Consider the following 18,702-nt stretch of genomic DNA (forward strand, 5'->3'; position numbering starts at 1 on the left):
GTTCATGTCAGGACAATCCTTGGTCCGAAAAGCAACTCTCACGCCGGAAGACGCCGCGCAATCACCCGACGATGACGTCCGCGCCCTTCTGGAAAACCTGACCGGCCCGGCGCGTGGTAAAATCGCGTGGGTCTCTTCGGATCAGGCGCAGATCAGCGTCGACGCCGGTCGCGTTCTGCGGGTTGTACCGGATGCGGATACTCCCCCCAGTCGCGAAACACGCGCGCGCCTGGCCTGGTCGGGGAAAACCTATGAGATCGAAGCCCTGTCGGGACACAACCTTTGGGTCAATGGGCGCAAAGTCGGAACTGCGCATCTTTTGCACGGCGATATGATTGAATTCGGGGAAAACGGTCCGATGTCGCGGTTCCGTCTATGTCGCGACGCCTTTCCGACCCGCTGGCCCGTCGAAGAAATCCTGAGCGATGCGGTGGCCTATGCGCGCACCAGCCGCCGCCCCTTCAGATCGCGTCTGTCCGGGGCGCTGTTCTATGGTGCAAGCAGGCTGGTGCTGGAAACATCTATCGTGTTCCGCATAACGGTCATCGCCGTGCTTGTGGTTCTGACCACGTTCGTCGCGATACAATACCAAAGCGACCAGCGCATTCAGGAGAGTATCGAGGCAGAGGCCTTGCGCCTCGAAGCCATGTCCATTGCCCTTGCGGAAACTCGGCAGGAGGCGTTGACAGCGGATGAGCTTGCGATGCTGCGTGAACAACTCGATCTGCAACTGACCACCAACACAGAGCGCCTTGCCACGCTTGAGCGTCGGCTCGGCGCGTCTGCCCGGGTCATCAGCGGCTCGACAGCTTCGGTGGCGTTCCTGCAGGGCGCGTACGGGCTGCGTCAGACATCCAGCGGAAAACTCTTGCGCCATGTTCTGGGTCCAGACGGCACGCCGTTGCAGACACCGCTGGGCAAGCCGGTGGTCGAAGCCGACGGCACCGGCGAACCGCTGGAGTTTCAGTTCACCGGAACAGGGTTCCTGCTCAAGGACGGTGGGCTGTTGGTCACCAACCGGCACGTTGCCCAGCCTTGGACCAGCAGCGACCGGTTGCGCGCGTTCGAACAGATGGGATTGGCACCAGAGATGCTCAAGTTGATTGCCTTCCTGACCGGTCTGACCACGCCCGTCGATGCAACCTTTGTCGGTGCCAGCGACGATGCCGACCTTGCGCTATTGTCGATCAGTGCCGAGGCCGCAAACGGCCGCGGACTAACCTTGTCGCAGAGTTCTGCACAGGTCGGTGATGAAGTGATCGTTATGGGATATCCCACGGGATTGCGCGCCCTGATTGCACAGGCCGGGCGCAGTTTTCTTGACGCACGGGAAGAGGCAGGCGAAACGGACTTCTGGACAATTGCAACGCTGCTGTCCGAGCAGAACAGAGTAGCGCCCCTCGCCAGTCGCGGCATCATCGCACAGATCACCGCAAACGCAGTCATCTATGATGCGGAAACGGCCATTGGGGGCAGTGGTGGTCCGGCGCTGGACAGCAACGGCGATGTTGTTGCCGTGAATGCGGCGATCCTGCCGGAGTTCGGGGGTGCGAATATCGGTGTTCCGGTGGCCGAAGTGCATCGACTTCTGGCGGACATCCGGGCCGACTGACGCGGGCTGTCATTCAGATGTGCGGTAGGGCGAGCTTTGCACAACCAGCACCACCAGAAGCGGCACCGCGACAGAGATCACGGCAACGACCACCAACAGTTGACCCAATTGCGAGTAATCGGACGCAGAGAATGGCGCGCCAGAAACCGGATCCACCGACGCCCGGGAAACCACGAAAATCTTGTTGAGGTATTTCGTACCCAGGCTGCTGGCCGAAAGCGCCATGTTGGTGAACGACGCCATGACGGCAAAGAATGTGGCCTTCAGTTCGGGCGGCGCATTGCGGGCAATCCATGCCAGCATCGGGACCATGGCGATCTGACCCAGCGGGGATTCAATTGCTGTGTCGAGAATGGCGATGAAACGAGCATCAACGATCCCGCCGGTTTGGGCCGCCGTCCAGTGGTGCACCCCGTAATACAGCCCGATATTCGGCAACGAAAGAATGCCTGCCGCGATGGTCAAAAGCACCACGATGTAAGCAATTGACCGGTGCGCCATCAGCGGACGCAAGATCACTAGACCGGCCAGCGCCAACAACGCGGTGATCAGCGACAGGATCGACAGGAACTGTTCATCGAACCTGAGTTCGTCAATCTCGAACCACGTCAGGCCCGGCCCGGGAAGCGGCACAGCGCGGAACACGAAAATGATCACCGCCGTACCGATCAGCACCCGCGCCGCCTCTGGCTTGAGGTTCTTCAGCAATTGCCGGATCAGGTACAGAATGATCGCCAGCGAGACGGCAAACACAATCTCTTGGGAGTACGCGAGGCCAGAGGTGCCTAAAACAACGCTCAGCACCGCGAAAACCAAACCACCGCCAAGAATCTTCCAGTCAACCTCCGTCTCGCCATCCGCCCGTTCCTGCGGCCTGCCTTTGGCTGCCTCTCTGCGCTGGAAAAGTGTGTGAAAGACGACGCCGCTGACCGAAATCACCGGGATGGCGAGGGCGATCAGGTAAACCCTTGCATAAAGGTCCAGCCTTGCCGCGCGCGGCAACGCCTCGGTATCGGCAAAGATCCAGATGTTGACTGCCGCAACCGAAACGAACCCCGATATAATCGCGATCCGTCCAAGCGTCTGCATCGTGGTGTGCATCACGCGCGATTCCGCTTCGGTGAACGTTCGCCCGGTGTCGTCGGTGCGTGGCACCGCCTCGACCGTCATGGCATCCGCCACAACGTCCTGAATGGCGTAGCCGGAGGGTGACAGAAGGATCGCGATCACGAACCACGTCCCAAGCGGAAGGATGGCACGCATCTCGTCCGGCCGAGATACCATCGCGTACAGGATCAGCAGTGACAGCGCGATCAGCCCGGCCCCCAGAAGGATCAAAAGCGCTTTCCAGCGCCAGAACAGATCGACCAGATGTCCCAGCGGCAGCTTGAGGATCCAAGGTAACCCTGCCCAAAAGCCAAGGCCTGCGATGAAAGCCGCCGTCAGATCCAGGTAATCCTTGACGAAAAACGCCGATACGACCGAGGTCAAGCCGGATACCCCCGCCGCAAAATAGACCAGAAGCGGCGGCAAATAAGTCCATCGCATCTGGCGGGCGAGATCCAGAAAAACCCTCTGAAACCAGGATCTTCTGTCCGTGGGACTATTTTGGTCTTGCCAGTTCATTCAACTTTTGCACCGTTCAGTGATACGTGAAACGCACATTCAATTCCAAAACTTCGGTCAGTCCCCTTTTCTGCACTGGTCGGCCATCAACCATCAACGTGACTTGGCACGGTCGCCGATATTTACAGTATCAACAGATCAAGACATGAACGATGGTGCCAAACGGTAGCGTATTTGATGAGCATAGGCTCAATTCCGCAAGGAACTTTGCGAAAGATCAACACGCCAGACGGCAGTAAACCCTTGCACCAAGCTGTCCGCCATCGGGTCGTTTACGCGAAAAAGCTTTTGGCGGCGCACAACCGTCAGTATTTCCATCCTCCCCTGCACTCAGTCATAGATTTCCTAGGATTTCATTGTCGCATTGAGACACAAGCTCGCGGATGTCGCGATCTAACGCTCGATCCAAGTCGAAGGCGCTGTTTTTCGGAAGAGCTCGAACTCCGTGATCCTGGCATGTGCACTGCCAAACGGGACCAGTCACCGGTCAGCGCGCAACACCTGTACCAAATACATATGGCCCAAATATCACGCCCATGGCGGCCGCGATCAGGATGCCGACCAGATCGAGCAAGGCCCCGGCGCGCAGCATGTCGGCGCGCGTGACGGAAGGATAACCAAAAACGATTGCATTGGGTGGGGTAGCGACCGGAAGCATGAACCCGATGGAAGCCGCAAGCGCGACCGGTAGAATGAAGGTTATCGGGTCGGCGTCGAGTACTATCGCCGAGGCACTCGCGATCGGCAGAAAGATGGCCGCCATCGCCGTATTACTTGCCAACTCGCCCAGATAGACGATCAGGGCGGCAACCAGAAAGACCAGAACCAGCGTGGGAAGATCATGTAATGCCTGGGTTTGTCCGCCTATCCACGTGGCAAGCCCGGTCCGCTCGACCAGACCGGCCAGCGCAAGGCCACCGCCCATCAGAATGAGCACATCCCATCGCAGCGTCTTTGCGGTCTCCCAATCGAGCAACCTTTCGTGCCCGCCCGCCGGAACCAGGAACAGGCTGACCGCAGCGGCCATAGCAATTCCGGCATCCGTCACAGCGACAGCGGGCAAAGCCCATTCAAGCAATGGGCGCGCGATCCAGGCGGCGGCGGTTAGAACCGCGATGACCGCAACCCGCCGTTCGGCTGCGCTCATCGCGCCGATATCCTGACCGAAAGAAATTTGCAGCGTGCCCGGCGACACGCGTGGCGAGATGCGCGCCAGCACGCCCCAAGCGACCGCCAGCAGGATAACGGCGGTCGGCAGCCCGATCATGGCCCATTGTGCGAAACCAATCTTGATCCCGTATGTCGTACTCATGTGGGCGGCGAATATCGCGTTTGGTGGTGTTCCGATAAGGGAGCCCATGCCGCCAATCGTTGCCGAGAACGCGACGCCCAGCATCAATGCGGTGCCGAATTTCGGGTGCGCCATCTGGGATGCGGCGATCGCCCCGGCGACCGGGGCCACTACCATGGCGGAAGAGGTGTTATTGACCCACAGGCTCAGGAATGCGGTTGTCGCCATCATCGCCGCAAGGATCCGCCGCGGGCTTTGCCCGGCGAAACCCAGCAGCGTGACGGCAAGCCTTCGGTGCAGGCCCCAGCGCTCAATTGCCTTTGCCAACAGGAACCCGCCGAGAAACAGAATGATCAGGGGATGGCTGTAATGTGCGGCCACATCAGCTATCGGAGCGATCCCCAGCAAGGGTGCAAGCGCAAGCGGGAGCAAAGCGGTGGCGGCCAGCGGTACTGCACCGGTCAACCACCAGAGCGCCATCATCAACAACAGACCGAACGCCCGCCATGCCCCCTCGGACAGTCCATCGGGCGCACTAAAGATCAGGGGGATGAGCAAAAGAACAGCGCCGGCACCCAGTACGATACGTTCGGAGTTCATACCGGCCGTCTTGCCCAAGCAGCACGAGAACCATGACTTCGCAGTATGTCAACGAACCGCTCCGCGCAGTGTTCGCACGCTACATCCACTTCAGTACCCCCGGCGCAACGCCATGGCCTCGTGCAACCGCACTTCGGCCAGGGAATTGGCAGCGTCGCGGGGCGGAATGCCCTTGTCTTTCACGATGTCCAGCACCGCTTGGGTGTTCCGACCGATTTGCTCGCTGATCGTGGACATCGCCTGTGCCTCGGTCCCGCCGCGCCACTCGACCGCGGCACAGATCACACCACCGGCATTCGCGATGAAATCCGGAATGACCAGCACGCCGCGTTTGTACAACGCCTCTTCAGCCTCAATGGTCGCAGGGATATTGGCCCCCTCGATGACCAACCTGGCTTTGATAGCATCGGCATTGGACAGGGTGATCACATCCGGTCGGGCGGCGGGCACCAGAATATCGCAGTCCGCTGTGATAACTGCCTCTCCCTCCGCGATCTCGGCATCGGGATAGTCGATGACCGATGCCCCATTGACCTTCAGCGCGTCGAGACGATCAAGGTCAAACCCACTCGGGTTGAGGGCAGTGCCGCGCGAGTCTGCAACAGCAACAATGCGCGCGCCTTGTCCAGCAAGGCAACGGGCAGCGTGTCGACCTACGGCACCGTATCCTTGTATCGCCACGCGGGCACCGTCGAGCGTGATCCCGCAAAACGCCTGCGCGACGTCGGTGGCCACGGCAACCCCGCGACCGGTCGCGCCGATCTCGTCCAATGGAATGCCGCCCAAGACACGCGGCAGACCGACCGCGCGGCCCATCTCGTCCCGAATCCACGCCATACAGGTTTCATTCGTGCCCATGTCAGGGCCGGGAATATAGTCCGTGACCCAGGCAATCGCCTGCGCAAACGCGCGGATCAGACCCTCCTTTTCGGGCATGGACAAGGACGGATCAGCGATGATCACGGACTTGCCACCGCCATGTGGCAAGCCGGCGGCTGCGGTCTTCAGGCTCATCGCCCGGGCTAGACGCATGCATTCCTGCAGGTCCGCGTCGGGTGCCATTCGTACACCGCCCACAGCCGGGCCAATCGCTGTGTTGTCGATGACAACGATGGCCTGCAGTCCGGCGCTTTGGGTGTTGATGTGGATGATCTTTTCCGGCCCGGTTTCATCCACCAATTCGAAGACTGACATCATGGTCTATTCCCTTTCGCCATGTGTTGGCCGTTCAAGATCAGCGCGCACCGCCGCCAGAAAGCGCGCGGCCTCGCCACCCGCGACCACCCGGTGATCGAACGTCAGCGAGAGCGGCAGCGCCCGACGCACTACGGGTTGCCCGTTTTCGGCAAGACAGACGTCGTTGATCTGTCCGGCACCGAGGATCGCCACCTGTGGCGGCGTAACAACCAGCTCTGCGAATTCACCGCCCAGAGTACCGAAATTCGACAAGGTAAAGGTCGCATCACGCATGGCTTCAGGCTTTAGGCTCCGTGCCTTAACGGCCGCTTTCAACGCGGCGATGACCGGCACGAGATCGTCCTTGGTGTCCACCTTGCGGAGGACCGGCGCAAACAGGCCGTCGGGCGTGTCCACGGCGATGGCGAGGTCAAGATGACTGTGCAACTGCCGCGATGTACCGTCGAACCAGGCGTTCAGGGCGGGTTCAGCCACACAAGCCACCGCTATGGCCTGCACCAGCCGCAGGGTTGCATTTTCGCGCGCATCCCAGCGGTGAATATCGGCGCGGTCCGTGACGGTGGCGGGCGCCACAGTGTCGCGAGAGTGCGCCATCGCCCGGGCCATGGACCGGCGCACACCGTGCAAAGAATCCCCCGCCACTGACCCGCTTTGCGCCGCGAGGACGTCGCTGGAAAGAATGGCGCCACCGGGGCCGCTGCCGGTGAGCGTGGCAAGATCGACACCTTTCTCCCGCGCCAGTTGGCGCACGGCGGGTGTGGCACTTGGAGCAGGCGACGGTCGGTCCGCTGAGGGCCTGTGAGTTGGGCCAGCTTCCGCCGCACGTTCCTCCAGTTCGCCCACGATTGCACCCTTGTCCTCTCCAACTGTGGTTGCGATGTCCACCAGCGGCGCTCCTATCTCCACGACATCTCCTTCCGACGCGATGATCTTGCTGATCGTCCCCGAAAAAGGCGTCGGCACCTCGACCACGGCCTTGTCGGTCTCGACCGATACCAGCGGCTGGTCCGTGATTACGTGGTCCCCTTGCGATACATGCCAGGCGACGATTTCAGCCTCTTGCAGGCCCTCACCAAGATCGGGAAGCGTGAAGACAGTCATGCGAATTCCATCACGTGCTGGGCCGCCGCCTGGATGCGCGCGGCATCCGGCATGTAACGGTCTTCGAGCTGCGCATAGGGCATCACCGTGTCATAGCCGGTCACCCTTACAACCGGGGCCAATAAGCTGGTGAGGCAGTGTTCAGCCAGATCAGCGGCAATCTCGGCCCCCAGGCCAGCGGTCAGCGGGGCCTCATGCACGATGATGCAGCGGCCGGTTTTCTGCACCGATGCGCGAACCGCTGAACGGTCTATGGGCTTGAGCGAGGACAGATCGATCACCTCGGACGAAATCCCCCGCTCCGCCAGCGCATCCGCGGCCCGGCCCACCTCCGCGACCATCGCGCCCCAGGCGATGATGGTCAGATCGCTGCCGTCGCGCACCACCAGCGCGCAGTCAAGGGTCAAGGCAATCCCGTCGTTGGCCACCGGCTCTTTCAGCGCACGATAAAGTCGCTTGGGTTCCAGAAACACCACCGGATCCGGATCGCGGATCGCCGCCAGAAGCAAGCCATAGGCCCTCGCCGGAGTGCTGGGGACAATCACCCGAAGCCCCGGAATGTGAGCCAGCATTGCCTCCATGCTTTCGGAATGGTGTTCGGGTGCCTTGACGCCGCCGCCAAAGGGCGCGCGCAGCACCATCGGACAACTCAGGCGCCCTCGCGTGCGGTTGCGCAACCGTCCAGCGTGGTTCGCAAGCTGATCAATCGCAGAATACAGAAAACCCATGAATTGTATCTCCGCCACGGGCCTGAGCCCCTGTGTTGCGGCTCCGACCGCCATACCTGCGATGACTGTTTCCGACAGGGGCGTGTCGCGCACACGCGCAGCACCAAACCGCTGCATCAGCCCATCCGTGGCGCGGAATACCCCACCATCAATCCCGACATCCTCGCCAAAGATGATGACATCCGGATCGTCTTCCAAAGCGCGGGACAACGCCATGCGGATCGCCTCGACCATGGTCAGATCAGCCATCGCCCATCTCCTTGGCCAGTGCCGCGATGTCCGGCGGAGCGGTGGCATAGAGATGATCGAACATGGCGCGCGCGGGTTGTGGTGACATCGCCAGATACCGTTCGGCGGCGGCCTCGGTTTCGGTCCGGCTGTCGCGCAGCAGGGCTTCTTCGTCGTCCTTTGACCAGCCATGTTCGGCCACCAGATGAGTGCGCAATCGCACCAAGGGCTCAGTCTTCCAGTGACGGCTGACCTCGGCATCCTCGCGGTAGCGGCTTGCGTCGTCGGCGGTGGTGTGATCGCTCAACCGGTAGCTCAGGCATTCGATCAGGGTCCCGCCCTGCCCTGCCCGCGCCCGGTCCAGCGCACGGTTCGTTGCCTCGCGCACCGCAATCACGTCATTGCCGTCCACCACTTCACCCGGCAGGCCGGCAGCAACGGCCTTTTGTGCAAGGGTTTCCGCCCGCGTCTGTTCGGCCCGCGGCATTGAGATGGCCCACTGGTTGTTGTTGATCACAAAGACCGCTGGCAGCTCCCAGACCCCAACGACGTTCATGGCCTCGTAGAAATCACCTTTCGAGGTGGCGCCATCTCCGGCAATTGCCACGGCCACACCACCCGTCCCCTTGTGCGCAAGCCCCAGCCCAACACCCGCTGCGTGCGGGAAGTGCGAAGCGACTGGAATGCAGACAGGGAAATCTTGCCTTGGCCCGGCAAAGTCATTGCCGCGCTCGTCACCGCCCCAATAGAGCAGCAGTTCTTCCATGCTGACCCCGCGCCACAACTGCCCGCCATGTTCGCGGAAAGAAGGCAGAAACACATCCGCTTCAGACATCGCGCTGGCAACCCCCACGCTGATCGCCTCCTGCCCGAGGCTCGAGCCATACGTGCCCAAGCGCCCGGTGCGCTGCAAAGCGATGGCCTTGGCATCAAACACCCGCGTTTTGACCATCATGGAATAAAGCGTGATCAGCGTTTCAGCATCGCGGGCAAAGTCTGGAAGTTCACGCAGCACCTGACCCTTTGCATCCAGAAAGGCGCTGCAGTCGGGCAAGTTGCCAGTCATTTCTCCTCCTCCTTCGCGCGCTCCAGTTCCTGCGCCATCTGTTCACGCATCACGAATTTCTGCACTTTGCCGGTGATTGTCATCGGAAATTCATCGACGAAGCGGACGTAGCGGGGGATCTTGAAGTGGGCGATCTGACCTTTGCAGAACGCGCGGATATCCTCCTCGGTCAAGCTGTGACCCTCTCGCAGCTTGATCCAGGCACAAACTTCTTCGCCATATTTTTCGTCAGGCGCGCCAATCACCTCGACCTGCTCGATGGCCGGATGGGTATAGAGGAAATCCTCGATCTCGCGCGGAAAGATGTTCTCGCCGCCACGGATCAGCATGTCCTTGATACGGCCGACGATCTGGAAATAGCCCTCATCGTCCACCACGGCGATATCGCCGCTGGCAATCCAGCGCGCTTCGTCAATCGCACTCGCCGTCTTTTCGGGATCGTTCCAGTATTTCGGCATCACGCAATAGCCGCGCGTCAGCAATTCGCCCGGGGTGCCGCGCGGGGTGATCCGGCCTTCACCATCCGCGATCTTGATTTCGGTGTGTGGCAGCACCCGGCCCACCGTCTCGACCCGGCGCTGGACGGGATCGTCGACACTGGTCTGGGTGCTGACCGGTCCGGTTTCGGTCATGCCATAGGCGATGGTGATCTGGTCCATGTGCATCTCGGACATGATCCGTTTCATCAGCTCGGCAGGGCACGGTGCCCCAGCGATAATGCCAGTGCGCAGCGAGGTCAGATCGCGCGCCGCAAATCCCGGACTGTCGAGTGCGGCGATAAACATCGTCGGCACGCCGTGCAGCGCGGTGCAGCGTTCGGCCTCGACCACCTGCATTGTCGCTTCCGCGTCGAAGCCGGCAGAGGCAAAAACCATCGTAGCGCCATGCGCCACACAACACAGCGTGCCCAGCACCATGCCAAAGCAATGATACATCGGCACCGGGATGCACATCCGGTCGCGATGGGTCAGCTTCATCTGCAACCCGGTGAAACGCGCATTGTTGACGATGTTGTGGTGCGTCAGCGTTGCCGCCTTGGGCCGCCCGGTGGTGCCGGAGGTGAACTGGATATTGATCGGGTCATCAAATTGCAGGGTCTGGGCAAGCTCTTTTACCTGCTGGCGCGTGCCTTCCGTCGCCCGTGCCCTGACCTCTTCATAAGTGATGGTGCCGGGCGTCGCGGCCCCCTCAAGCGTGATCACCCAGCGCAGTGTCGGTATCTTGGCCGCTGACAGGCAACCCGGCTGCGCCCCCGCCAGTTCCGGCATCAACGCGTTCAGCATCGCCATATAGTCACTGGTCTTAAAAGTCTGCACCGTGATCAAGGCGCACACCCCGGTCTGGTTGAGCGCACATTCCAATTCGGCCAGCCTGTAGGCCGGGTTGATGTTCACGAGGATCAGCCCGGCCTTCGCGGTTGCAAATTGCAGGGCCACCCATTCGGCCATGTTTGGCGCCCAGACCCCCACACGGTCCCCCGGTTCCAGACCCAACGCCAGCAAACCCGCTGCCATCTCATCGGCTTGGCGGTTCAGCTCGGCATAGCTCCACCGCAGGTTCTGATAGGGCACAACAAGAGCGTCGGTATCGGGATGTTTGGTGGCGGTCTGCTCCAGCAATTGGCCGACTGTCATGCCAACCAGTGGCCTGTCAGACACCCCGTGCAGATAGCTTTGTAAGGCTGCGCTAGGTGCCAAAATACGCCTCCATCCGGTCAAATGCCTGATTGATGACGTCGTCTTCGACGCAGAAGGCCATGCGCACATGATGTTTGCCCGCAGGCCCAAAGGCGCTGCCGGGCGTGACGGTAACTTGGGCCTCATCCAGCAGCCGGTGCGCAAACGCGACATCATCATCGTGCGTGATCATCACACGGGGGAACACATAATAGGCACCTTGTGGTCGGATGTACTGAAACACGTGACCCAGCCGATCGAGCCGCTCGCAGATCAGGTGACGCCTGCGGTCGAGTGTGCGTTCGAAGTCCGCGAGATGGGATTGGTCGCCCTCCAGCGCGGCCTTGGCGGCAAGCGGGGAAATGCGCGGCGTACAGATCATTGTCAGATCATGCACCTTCACGATCTCGGCGCGCAGCGCGGCGGGCATCACCATATAGCCCACGCGCCACCCGCTCATGGCGTAGCATTTCGAAAAGGTGAACAGATAGACGATAGTGTCGGCGTATTCCGGAAGGGACGCCAGATTGAAATACTGCGCCCGGTTTTCATAGGTGAACTGGCTGTAGGGATCATCCAGAATGACCAGCACCCCGTGAGCGCGCGCCAGCTTGGCTACAGCACGCAGGGTGGCCTCCGACAGAATGCTGCTCGTGGGGTTTGACGGGGTGACCAGAACAATCGCCTTGGTCCGCGGACCAATCAGGGCGGGCAGCTCAGCAATGTCAGGCTCCCATCCGCGCCCCTCGTGCATCTTCCAGAACACCGGGACGCCTCCGTTGAACCGGATTTGACTGATGTGGGACACAAATCCGGGATCGGTCACGATCACCTCGTCGCCGGGATCGACAAGCACGCCGAAAAGCGCGTTCAGCCCCTCCATATTGCCGGCAGTGATCGTTACATTCTTGCCCGCATCGACACGCACACCGGTCCTGTATTCATGCGCGGCGGCGACAGTCTCGCACACCTCCGGCAATCCACCGGGCAACGTGTACATGCCCAAGCTAAAATCGCTTTCAAGCGCTTCGGCAACCGCCGCCCTGATCGGTGCGGGCGTTCGAAAGGATGGCAACCCCCAGGCCAGCGATGCCGCGTCGGGGATCTGTGCACTGCGGATCGACATTTCCTTGATTGCTGATATCGCCAAGTCGCGCGATCTGGATGCAACCAGCCGTGCCCTTGGCGCAATCATCTCATTCATCCTGAACCTCCTTGCCACCAGAACGAGGCTGTTCGCATTATCCCAGAGGCTTCAAAGCGTACCCGTTTTCCCGGCGCTCTGATTGTCAAAAGTCAATTGGAATACGGCGGCGCGCCGTTAAGTTGCCGACCAGATGATTTGAAGAACTCAGCCGAGCTCAGGTTTCAGGTCCGAGGTCCACAATGATGCTTGCTTCGATCCGTGCGGTCCCATTTGCGATGATGTGTATGCTGCCAATTGGTACCGCACAGGCTGAACGAAACCGGTACTATACGGGTTTTGTCGGGATCATGACGGAAAACAGATGGCATGACGTTGTCACGCCCGGTCGACTTGAGCTTGCGGACTCTGCTCTTATTGGGTTTGGGCTGGGCTGGGACCGCCAGATTGGAACAAGCCGGTTCAGCTACGGTTTTGAGCTACAAGCCCTGCGCCATTTTGGACGGCAAGACCATTTTGAGGTCAACCTACCGATTGTCATGCGCTACAGGCCGGAGAACCCTGTTCCACAAGCGCTCACTAGCGTGGCCTTTGGTCTTGGTGTTTCGCATGCAACAGAAATTCCACAGGTCGAGATTGACCGGAAAGGGGCCTCGCAGCAGAATTTCTTCTATTGGATGGCCGAAGCGGAATTCGCTTTGACGTCGCTGGACACAAGTCTGTATTTCAGGCTCCATCATCGGTCGGACGGTTACGGCATCTACGACGTGGACAGCGGGTCCACCGGTTTGGTGGTGGGATGGCGCAAGTTGTTCTGAACCTTTCCGCTCTCTGCAATCCCTGCCTTGTCAGGCACACCGCAGACCAAATGGCGATCCGAGCAGTTCCCGGCTCAAGTTCCGAGAACACCTACAATCCCATCAAGACACGGCCCGCCCGGATCAACACCATGGGATCGAGGTCGGTCCGCGCGACAGGCGGGGGTGGGTCCGTGCAACCTGTCAGACAAGCCACGGCACTGCGCGCCGATCGAACTGAGTATTCAACCGTAAAAACGCAATCGCGCGGCAATTCACAGAACTGCCCGATCACCGCGAAATTCTGCGCGCCATCAGGCTGCACTTTGGGCCGATCACCCGGCGCGCGGGGCATGAACTGGCTGGTGATAAATGGCATCCGGCACGGCAGAACCCGCGCACCGTCAAACCATGCGACCTGCTGTTCGGTTAGTTTCAGGTGCCCGGCAAGCTCTGCAATGATGTCGTCACCCGTCGCCTCCCACATCGGTTTGTTCACGAAATCACCCGTGCGGGCACCGCGCAAACCATATCCCCAGAACGTGTAGGTTCCGTGTGTCTGATCTTTGAAATGCGGCTGATGAAACAGCACGATGGACAGCAACCAGCTTGCGTCCGCGAATGTGACAAGTCCGCCGGTCCCGGTGCGGTTATTGGTGAAATCCTCCATGAATTCGAAGAAATCGGGTCCATCCATGGTCACCGTGAACGAATGCCACGCCGTTTTGTCAATGTCCCCGCAAAACACCTCCGGGCGGCCAAAACCCTCGTTTCGCGCGGCAAGCTTGCGCCAAAGCCGCCAAGCGCCCCCCTCTTTGTCATCAAGGCCCGGCGCCCGGTCGTTTGAGCCGATGACAGAGCCGTCGGTCATCGACCCCAATGTCAGATAAACCCGATCCGTTGCGCTGACCGGCACCATGCGTCCGTCGGCCAGCGCAAGGGCCGAGACAGCGCGCCCCTGCCCTGTGCCATCGATCACCACATCCGAAACCTCTGTGCCGGTCGCGATTTGAACATCCCGGTCGCGCAACCACGTCAGGATGGGAGCAATAAGAGAGTCGTATTGATTATAGCGCGTGCGCAGAATTCCAGCGATGCGTGTGAACCCGGGAAAAAGGTGAATGAACCGCCGCAAATAGCGCCGCAACTCGATCAGCGCATGCCAGGGCTGGAACGAGAACATGGTCGACCACATCAGCCAGAAATTGCTGTCAAAGAACGTCGGACGGAACCAGTCTTGGATGCTCTGACTATTCAGGGACCGCTCGGGTGTCAGGATCAGCCTGTTGATATCAACAATGTCATGCCCGGTGAGCGTGAGATCATAGCGATCTTCGGCGGGTTTCCCATCCTGAACCAACCGGCAGTTGGACGCGCCAGGAACCATGCGGTTGAAGGACATGATGTCGTCGGTGACAGATATCTCAGGATCATCCGCAGATGGGATCGTGTTTAAAAGATCGAAGGTACAGGCGAAGTGTTCTTCAAACATGCGCCCGCCGCGGATCATGTATCCGTCCGCGGCGTTGCCGGACCCGTCTAGAGACCCGCCAACCTTGGCCAGCTGCTCGTAAATATGGATATCCTCGCCCCTGACCCCTGCATCACGGATCAGGAAAACGGCTGTTGCCAGACCGGCGATGCCGCCGCCGACGATGTGATGCTGATGATTACGTGCCGCAATTGTCATTGGTCATCCTTCTTCGATTGCGAGGCCCGAAGGGCTCTGCGTTGCCGCAGCAGAACTGGGCAGCCCCCCGGACAGGGTCCTTAGAGGTGGCCGTTACGCAGGCCCGCAGCCGTCAGCGCAACGTGATCAGGGTGCTGTGCGACACCGCAAGCGCGCGATCCATTCGGTTTGGACGTTGATCTGCCTATGATCCTCAGTCAGCCTGGTAAAGTGGCGCGTATCTGGGCGATGGCTGTTGGGTACAACAGCTCGATCTCGTCGGCGTCATAGGCATGACCCTTCATATCGAGGCCCGAAATACGTCCCGCCCTGAATTGCAGGACAAGCAACGGTTCTTTCTGCGCCCTCCCCGACAGCGTTGACCCGAAAGCCCGGACGGACACATTAAAATCAACAATCGCCGCGATGACTGTGTCGCCGACCTGAACCGGCATATCGACCGTCCAGCTCATCGCTTTGGTCCAAATACGGACCAGCCGAAACGGGCGGCAGGCAGCAGAAGACGTGCCGGCACCACAGATAGGTCCAGATCTACTCGTCCCCTCAAAATGGCTTGGTCGAAGTCAGGCTCTACGGTTAGACACAGGCGCGAGCTGGCGACAGTTCCGTAGATCACCGGTGTCAGCATACCAAATATGTGGCCCGTTTCCGCCGGATCACCCGTGCCAAATTGCATATCCAACCTGGCGGCATCAAATTTGGCGCGATGCAGAATATCCACCCCAAAGCGCGCCCCCGCCCGGATCACGCGCAGCAGATTGGTCCGCCCCCTGAGGCGCCGCGCCGATTGAGATGTCTGCGGTTCCTGTGCCTGCGCTTTGTGGCCTGACAGAGAAATACGCGGACCAAAACGCCCAAACGCACGACACGCGGCTTTATACCGCCATGCTTCGTGTTTGGTCAGGACCAATTCGATCCGAAGCGGCATGAGCATGGCAACGATCAGAAAGACAAGCATGCCCACCAGCACGACCACCAAGACCATCAGGGCAAGGGACATCGGCGCGCCTATCCGTTTGTATTCTTGGTTCTCGGTTTGTCGGCGACCGTATCGATGACCTTGCCGGCTGTCGTGCCAAGAACCTCGGCAAAGGTTGTCATGGCACCTTGCACCGATTCAACCCGTGCACCCTGGTCGTCAATGATGATCGCGCCAAGCGGTTTGATACCGCCGCCGGCACCGGTACCCGACGTATTGCCAGATTTTCCGTTGTCGCTGCCGCCTGCGCCAAAACCAAACCCATAGCTGACAATTGGGATCACCGTCGCGGTCCCCTTTTCAATCGGATCGCCCAAGACATTTTTGGCATTCAGCAGCCGATCCAGTTCCTCCACGGTCCCTTTGAGTAGTCTTTCAACGTTTTCCATTTGAGCACTCCGGCTTTTCTGAATTGAGACCCGAAATCTGCCAGCATGCCGCCAGGCACCCTTGATATTGCTCAATCCGCCGCTGATTGTATTGCCCGAAACCACGCCCGGAGAATGATTTCCATCAACTGGACTTGCACATGCCTGCCGCATCATGGGGTCGGACCCAAGCACGAGAGGCCGCAGATGGATCGCAAAAAAGCGCTGATTTTGAACCTGAACACTGTCACCCGCACAGATCTCGATCTTGTGGGCGGCAAGAATGCTTCACTGGGCGAGATGATCGGCGCGCTGGCCCCAAAGGGCATTCACGTGCCGCCCGGATATGCGACCACGGCCCATGCCTTTCGTGCCTTTCTTGGCCACAATGATCTGCAAACCGCGATTTCCAACGAATTGGACGCATTGGCACAGGGGCGGATCAGCCTGCAATCAGCTGGCAAGGCCGCGCGCGGTCGTATTCTGGACGGGGCATGGCCCGACGACATGCGCGATGCAATTGTTAGTGAGTATCGCGCATTGGGCACCGCCGTGGGCGATACGGACGTGCCTGTTGCCGTCCGATCAAGCGCCACCGCCGAAGATCTGCCAGATGCCAGTTTTGCCGGTCAGCAGGAAACCTATCTGAACGTGATCGGAGAGGCGGCCCTGCTTGATGCTTGCAAGCGCTGCTATGCATCGCTGTTCACGGACCGCGCGATTGCATACCGTCAGATGCAAGGGTTCGCCCATGATCAGGTCGCCCTTTCGGTTGGCGTGCAACAGATGGTGCGCGCCGATACCGGCGGGTCGGGCGTGATGTTTTCGATCGATACCGAAACAGGGTTTCCGGATGTGGTGCTGATCAACGCCGCTTGGGGCCTTGGCGAAAATGTCGTGCAGGGTGCCGTGGACCCGGATGAATACCAGGTGTTCAAGCCGTTTCTGGACAACGCCGACCTGTCTCCGATCCTGGAAAAACGGTGCGGGGCCAAGGCGATCAAGATGATCTACGGCGCGGACAGCACACCGCGCAATGTCCCGACATCGAAGGCCGAACAACAAAGCCATGTGCTGAGTGATGCCGAGATACTGGACCTGTCCCGACAGGCCAAAATCATCGAGGACCATTATGGTCAACCAATGGATATGGAATGGGCGCGTGACGGTGTGACCGGGGCGCTTTATGTCGTGCAGGCGCGGCCCGAAACAGTGCAATCGCGCGCGGATATGGGGACCCTCAAACGCTACACCGTGAACGATCCCGGCCCCGTGATCCTGTCGGGCCTCAGCGTTGGAACGGCTGCCGTTGCCGGGCGCGTGTCGATCATCGAAAATGCAGCCGACATTGACCGGTTCATCGACGGCTCGGTTCTGGTGACCAGCACCACCGATCCCGACTGGGTGCCGATCATGAAGCGCGCAGCGGCCATCGTCACCGATCATGGCGGGCGCACATCCCATGCGGCGATTGTCAGCCGTGAAATCGGCCTGCCTGCCATCGTTGGATGCGGCAATGCCACCCATGTGCTACACGACGAACAGGATGTGACCGTGTCCTGCGCCGGTGGCGAGGAAGGCGTGGTCACCCAGGGCCTGTCGGACATCAGCGCGACCGAGGAGCCACTGGACGCGCTGCCCAGCACAAACACCAAGGTCATGTTGAACCTTGCCAACCCCAGTGCGGCGCTGCGGTGGTGGCGCCTGCCGGTGGACGGGGTCGGGCTGGCGCGGATGGAATTTGTCATCAACAGCGCCGTGCGCACCCACCCCATGGCGCTGGCGCATTTCGAGAGGGTCAGCGACCCCGCCGCACGGGCAGAGATTGAACGCTTGACCGCCGGATATGACAGCAAGCCCGCCTATTTCGTCGACCGGCTTGCCCGCGGTTTGTCCCGTATCGCCGCGTTTTGCTATCCCAAACCCGTCATCGTGCGGATGAGCGATTTCAAAACCAACGAATATGCCGATCTGCTGGGCGGACGCGATTTCGAACCCGAAGAATCCAACCCCATGCTCGGGTATCGGGGAGCGTCGCGCTACTACTCGGACAATTATCGTGACGGCTTTGCGCTGGAATGCCAGGCCATTGCACGCCTGCGCAACCAGATGGGATTTCAGAACGTCGTCATCATGATTCCGTTTTGCCGCACACCCGAAGAGGCGGACAAGGTTCTCGCCGTGATGGCAGAACATGGGCTGGAACGCGGGCAAGACGGGCTTGAGATCTATGTGATGTGCGAAATTCCGTCGAATGTGCTGCGTGCGGATGAATTCGCGGCGCGGTTTGACGGGTTTTCCATTGGCTCCAACGATCTGACACAGCTGACCCTTGGCATCGACAGGGATTCCGACGCGCTGGCGCCACTGTTTCGCGAAGACGACCCAGCCGTCCTATGGATGATCGAGCGGGTGATCCGCGAGGCGCACAAAGCCGGATCAAAGGTCGGTTTCTGCGGGCAGGCACCCAGCAACGATCCCGAATATGCCCGGCATCTGGTCCGGTTTGGGATTGATACGATTTCAGTGACGCCCGACAGCTTTGTGCAGGTTCTGCGCAATGTGGCTGCGGCGGAAGACGTATCCGAAAAAACCTAAG

The 18,702-nt window shown here is 60.2% G+C and carries 15 protein-coding genes; 3 read left to right on the forward strand and 12 right to left on the reverse strand.

The window, feature by feature from the left end:
* The first annotated feature begins 19 nt into the window (after positions 1-19).
* Positions 20-1,612, forward strand: coding sequence for a trypsin-like peptidase domain-containing protein (locus Q1A32_RS02785; protein ID WP_299649194.1), 1,593 nt, complete (start codon positions 20-22; stop codon positions 1,610-1,612).
* A gap of 9 nt (positions 1,613-1,621) precedes the next feature.
* Here Q1A32_RS02785 and Q1A32_RS02790 read toward each other — a convergent pair whose 3' ends face one another.
* The 8 genes from Q1A32_RS02790 to Q1A32_RS02825 form a co-directional block, all read right to left on the reverse strand.
* On the reverse strand, positions 1,622-3,160 hold the full coding sequence (locus Q1A32_RS02790) for a hypothetical protein (RefSeq protein WP_299649197.1): 1,539 nt from the start codon (positions 3,158-3,160) through the stop codon (positions 1,622-1,624).
* 565 nt (positions 3,161-3,725) lie between these two features.
* The gene (locus Q1A32_RS02795; protein ID WP_299649200.1) at positions 3,726-5,129 is read right to left on the reverse strand and encodes a DASS family sodium-coupled anion symporter; all 1,404 of its coding nucleotides are present in this window, start codon (positions 5,127-5,129) and stop codon (positions 3,726-3,728) included.
* Positions 5,130-5,219: 90 nt separating this feature from the next.
* Complete coding sequence (locus Q1A32_RS02800; RefSeq protein WP_299649203.1) at positions 5,220-6,326, reverse strand: Glu/Leu/Phe/Val dehydrogenase; 1,107 nt, start codon at positions 6,324-6,326, stop codon at positions 5,220-5,222.
* Positions 6,327-6,329: 3 nt separating this feature from the next.
* Positions 6,330-7,427: a dihydrolipoamide acetyltransferase family protein gene (locus tag Q1A32_RS02805; RefSeq protein WP_299649205.1), complete on the reverse strand. Its 1,098-nt coding sequence runs from the start codon at positions 7,425-7,427 to the stop codon at positions 6,330-6,332.
* Positions 7,424-8,404 (reverse strand): alpha-ketoacid dehydrogenase subunit beta, encoded by a 981-nt coding sequence (locus Q1A32_RS02810; protein ID WP_299649208.1) that lies wholly within the window; start codon positions 8,402-8,404, stop codon positions 7,424-7,426. Before Q1A32_RS02810 ends, Q1A32_RS02805 begins: the two co-directional genes overlap by 4 nt.
* Positions 8,397-9,449 (reverse strand): pyruvate dehydrogenase (acetyl-transferring) E1 component subunit alpha, encoded by a 1,053-nt coding sequence (gene pdhA / locus Q1A32_RS02815; protein WP_299649211.1) that lies wholly within the window; start codon positions 9,447-9,449, stop codon positions 8,397-8,399. The genes Q1A32_RS02810 and pdhA overlap by 8 nt, the downstream gene beginning before the upstream one ends.
* On the reverse strand, positions 9,446-11,146 hold the full coding sequence (locus Q1A32_RS02820) for an AMP-binding protein (protein ID WP_366141194.1): 1,701 nt from the start codon (positions 11,144-11,146) through the stop codon (positions 9,446-9,448). Before Q1A32_RS02820 ends, pdhA begins: the two co-directional genes overlap by 4 nt.
* Positions 11,136-12,329: a pyridoxal phosphate-dependent aminotransferase gene (locus Q1A32_RS02825; protein WP_299649217.1), complete on the reverse strand. Its 1,194-nt coding sequence runs from the start codon at positions 12,327-12,329 to the stop codon at positions 11,136-11,138. The genes Q1A32_RS02820 and Q1A32_RS02825 overlap by 11 nt, the downstream gene beginning before the upstream one ends.
* 227 nt (positions 12,330-12,556) lie before the next feature.
* Here Q1A32_RS02825 and Q1A32_RS02830 point away from each other — a divergent pair, with 227 nt between their 5' ends.
* Positions 12,557-13,087 carry a hypothetical protein gene (locus Q1A32_RS02830; RefSeq protein WP_299649220.1) on the forward strand — a complete coding sequence of 177 codons (531 nt, stop codon included), beginning with the start codon at positions 12,557-12,559 and terminating at the stop codon, positions 13,085-13,087.
* Between the two features lie 91 nt (positions 13,088-13,178).
* On the opposite strand, the gene Q1A32_RS02835 is transcribed toward Q1A32_RS02830, so the two are convergent.
* From Q1A32_RS02835 to Q1A32_RS02850, 4 genes are all read right to left on the reverse strand, one after another.
* A complete protein-coding gene (locus Q1A32_RS02835; protein ID WP_299649227.1) occupies positions 13,179-14,756 on the reverse strand; it encodes an oleate hydratase in 1,578 nt (525 codons plus the stop codon).
* Positions 14,757-14,953: 197 nt separating this feature from the next.
* Positions 14,954-15,208 carry a hypothetical protein gene (locus tag Q1A32_RS02840; protein ID WP_299649232.1) on the reverse strand — a complete coding sequence of 85 codons (255 nt, stop codon included), beginning with the start codon at positions 15,206-15,208 and terminating at the stop codon, positions 14,954-14,956.
* Entirely contained in the window at positions 15,205-15,756 is a 552-nt protein-coding gene (locus Q1A32_RS02845) for a DUF2953 domain-containing protein (protein ID WP_299649238.1), read from the reverse strand. The genes Q1A32_RS02840 and Q1A32_RS02845 overlap by 4 nt, the downstream gene beginning before the upstream one ends.
* Positions 15,757-15,764: 8 nt before the next feature.
* Positions 15,765-16,280: a GerW family sporulation protein gene (locus tag Q1A32_RS02850; protein WP_299649244.1), complete on the reverse strand. Its 516-nt coding sequence runs from the start codon at positions 16,278-16,280 to the stop codon at positions 15,765-15,767.
* A 30-nt stretch (positions 16,281-16,310) separates the two neighbouring features.
* On the opposite strand from Q1A32_RS02850, the gene ppsA reads away from it, so the two are divergent.
* Positions 16,311-18,701: a phosphoenolpyruvate synthase gene (gene ppsA, locus Q1A32_RS02855; protein ID WP_299649251.1), complete on the forward strand. Its 2,391-nt coding sequence runs from the start codon at positions 16,311-16,313 to the stop codon at positions 18,699-18,701.
* Position 18,702 lies beyond the last annotated feature (1 nt).

The organism is uncultured Tateyamaria sp., from assembly GCF_947503415.1.
In the GTDB taxonomy this organism is placed as follows: domain Bacteria; phylum Pseudomonadota; class Alphaproteobacteria; order Rhodobacterales; family Rhodobacteraceae; genus Tateyamaria.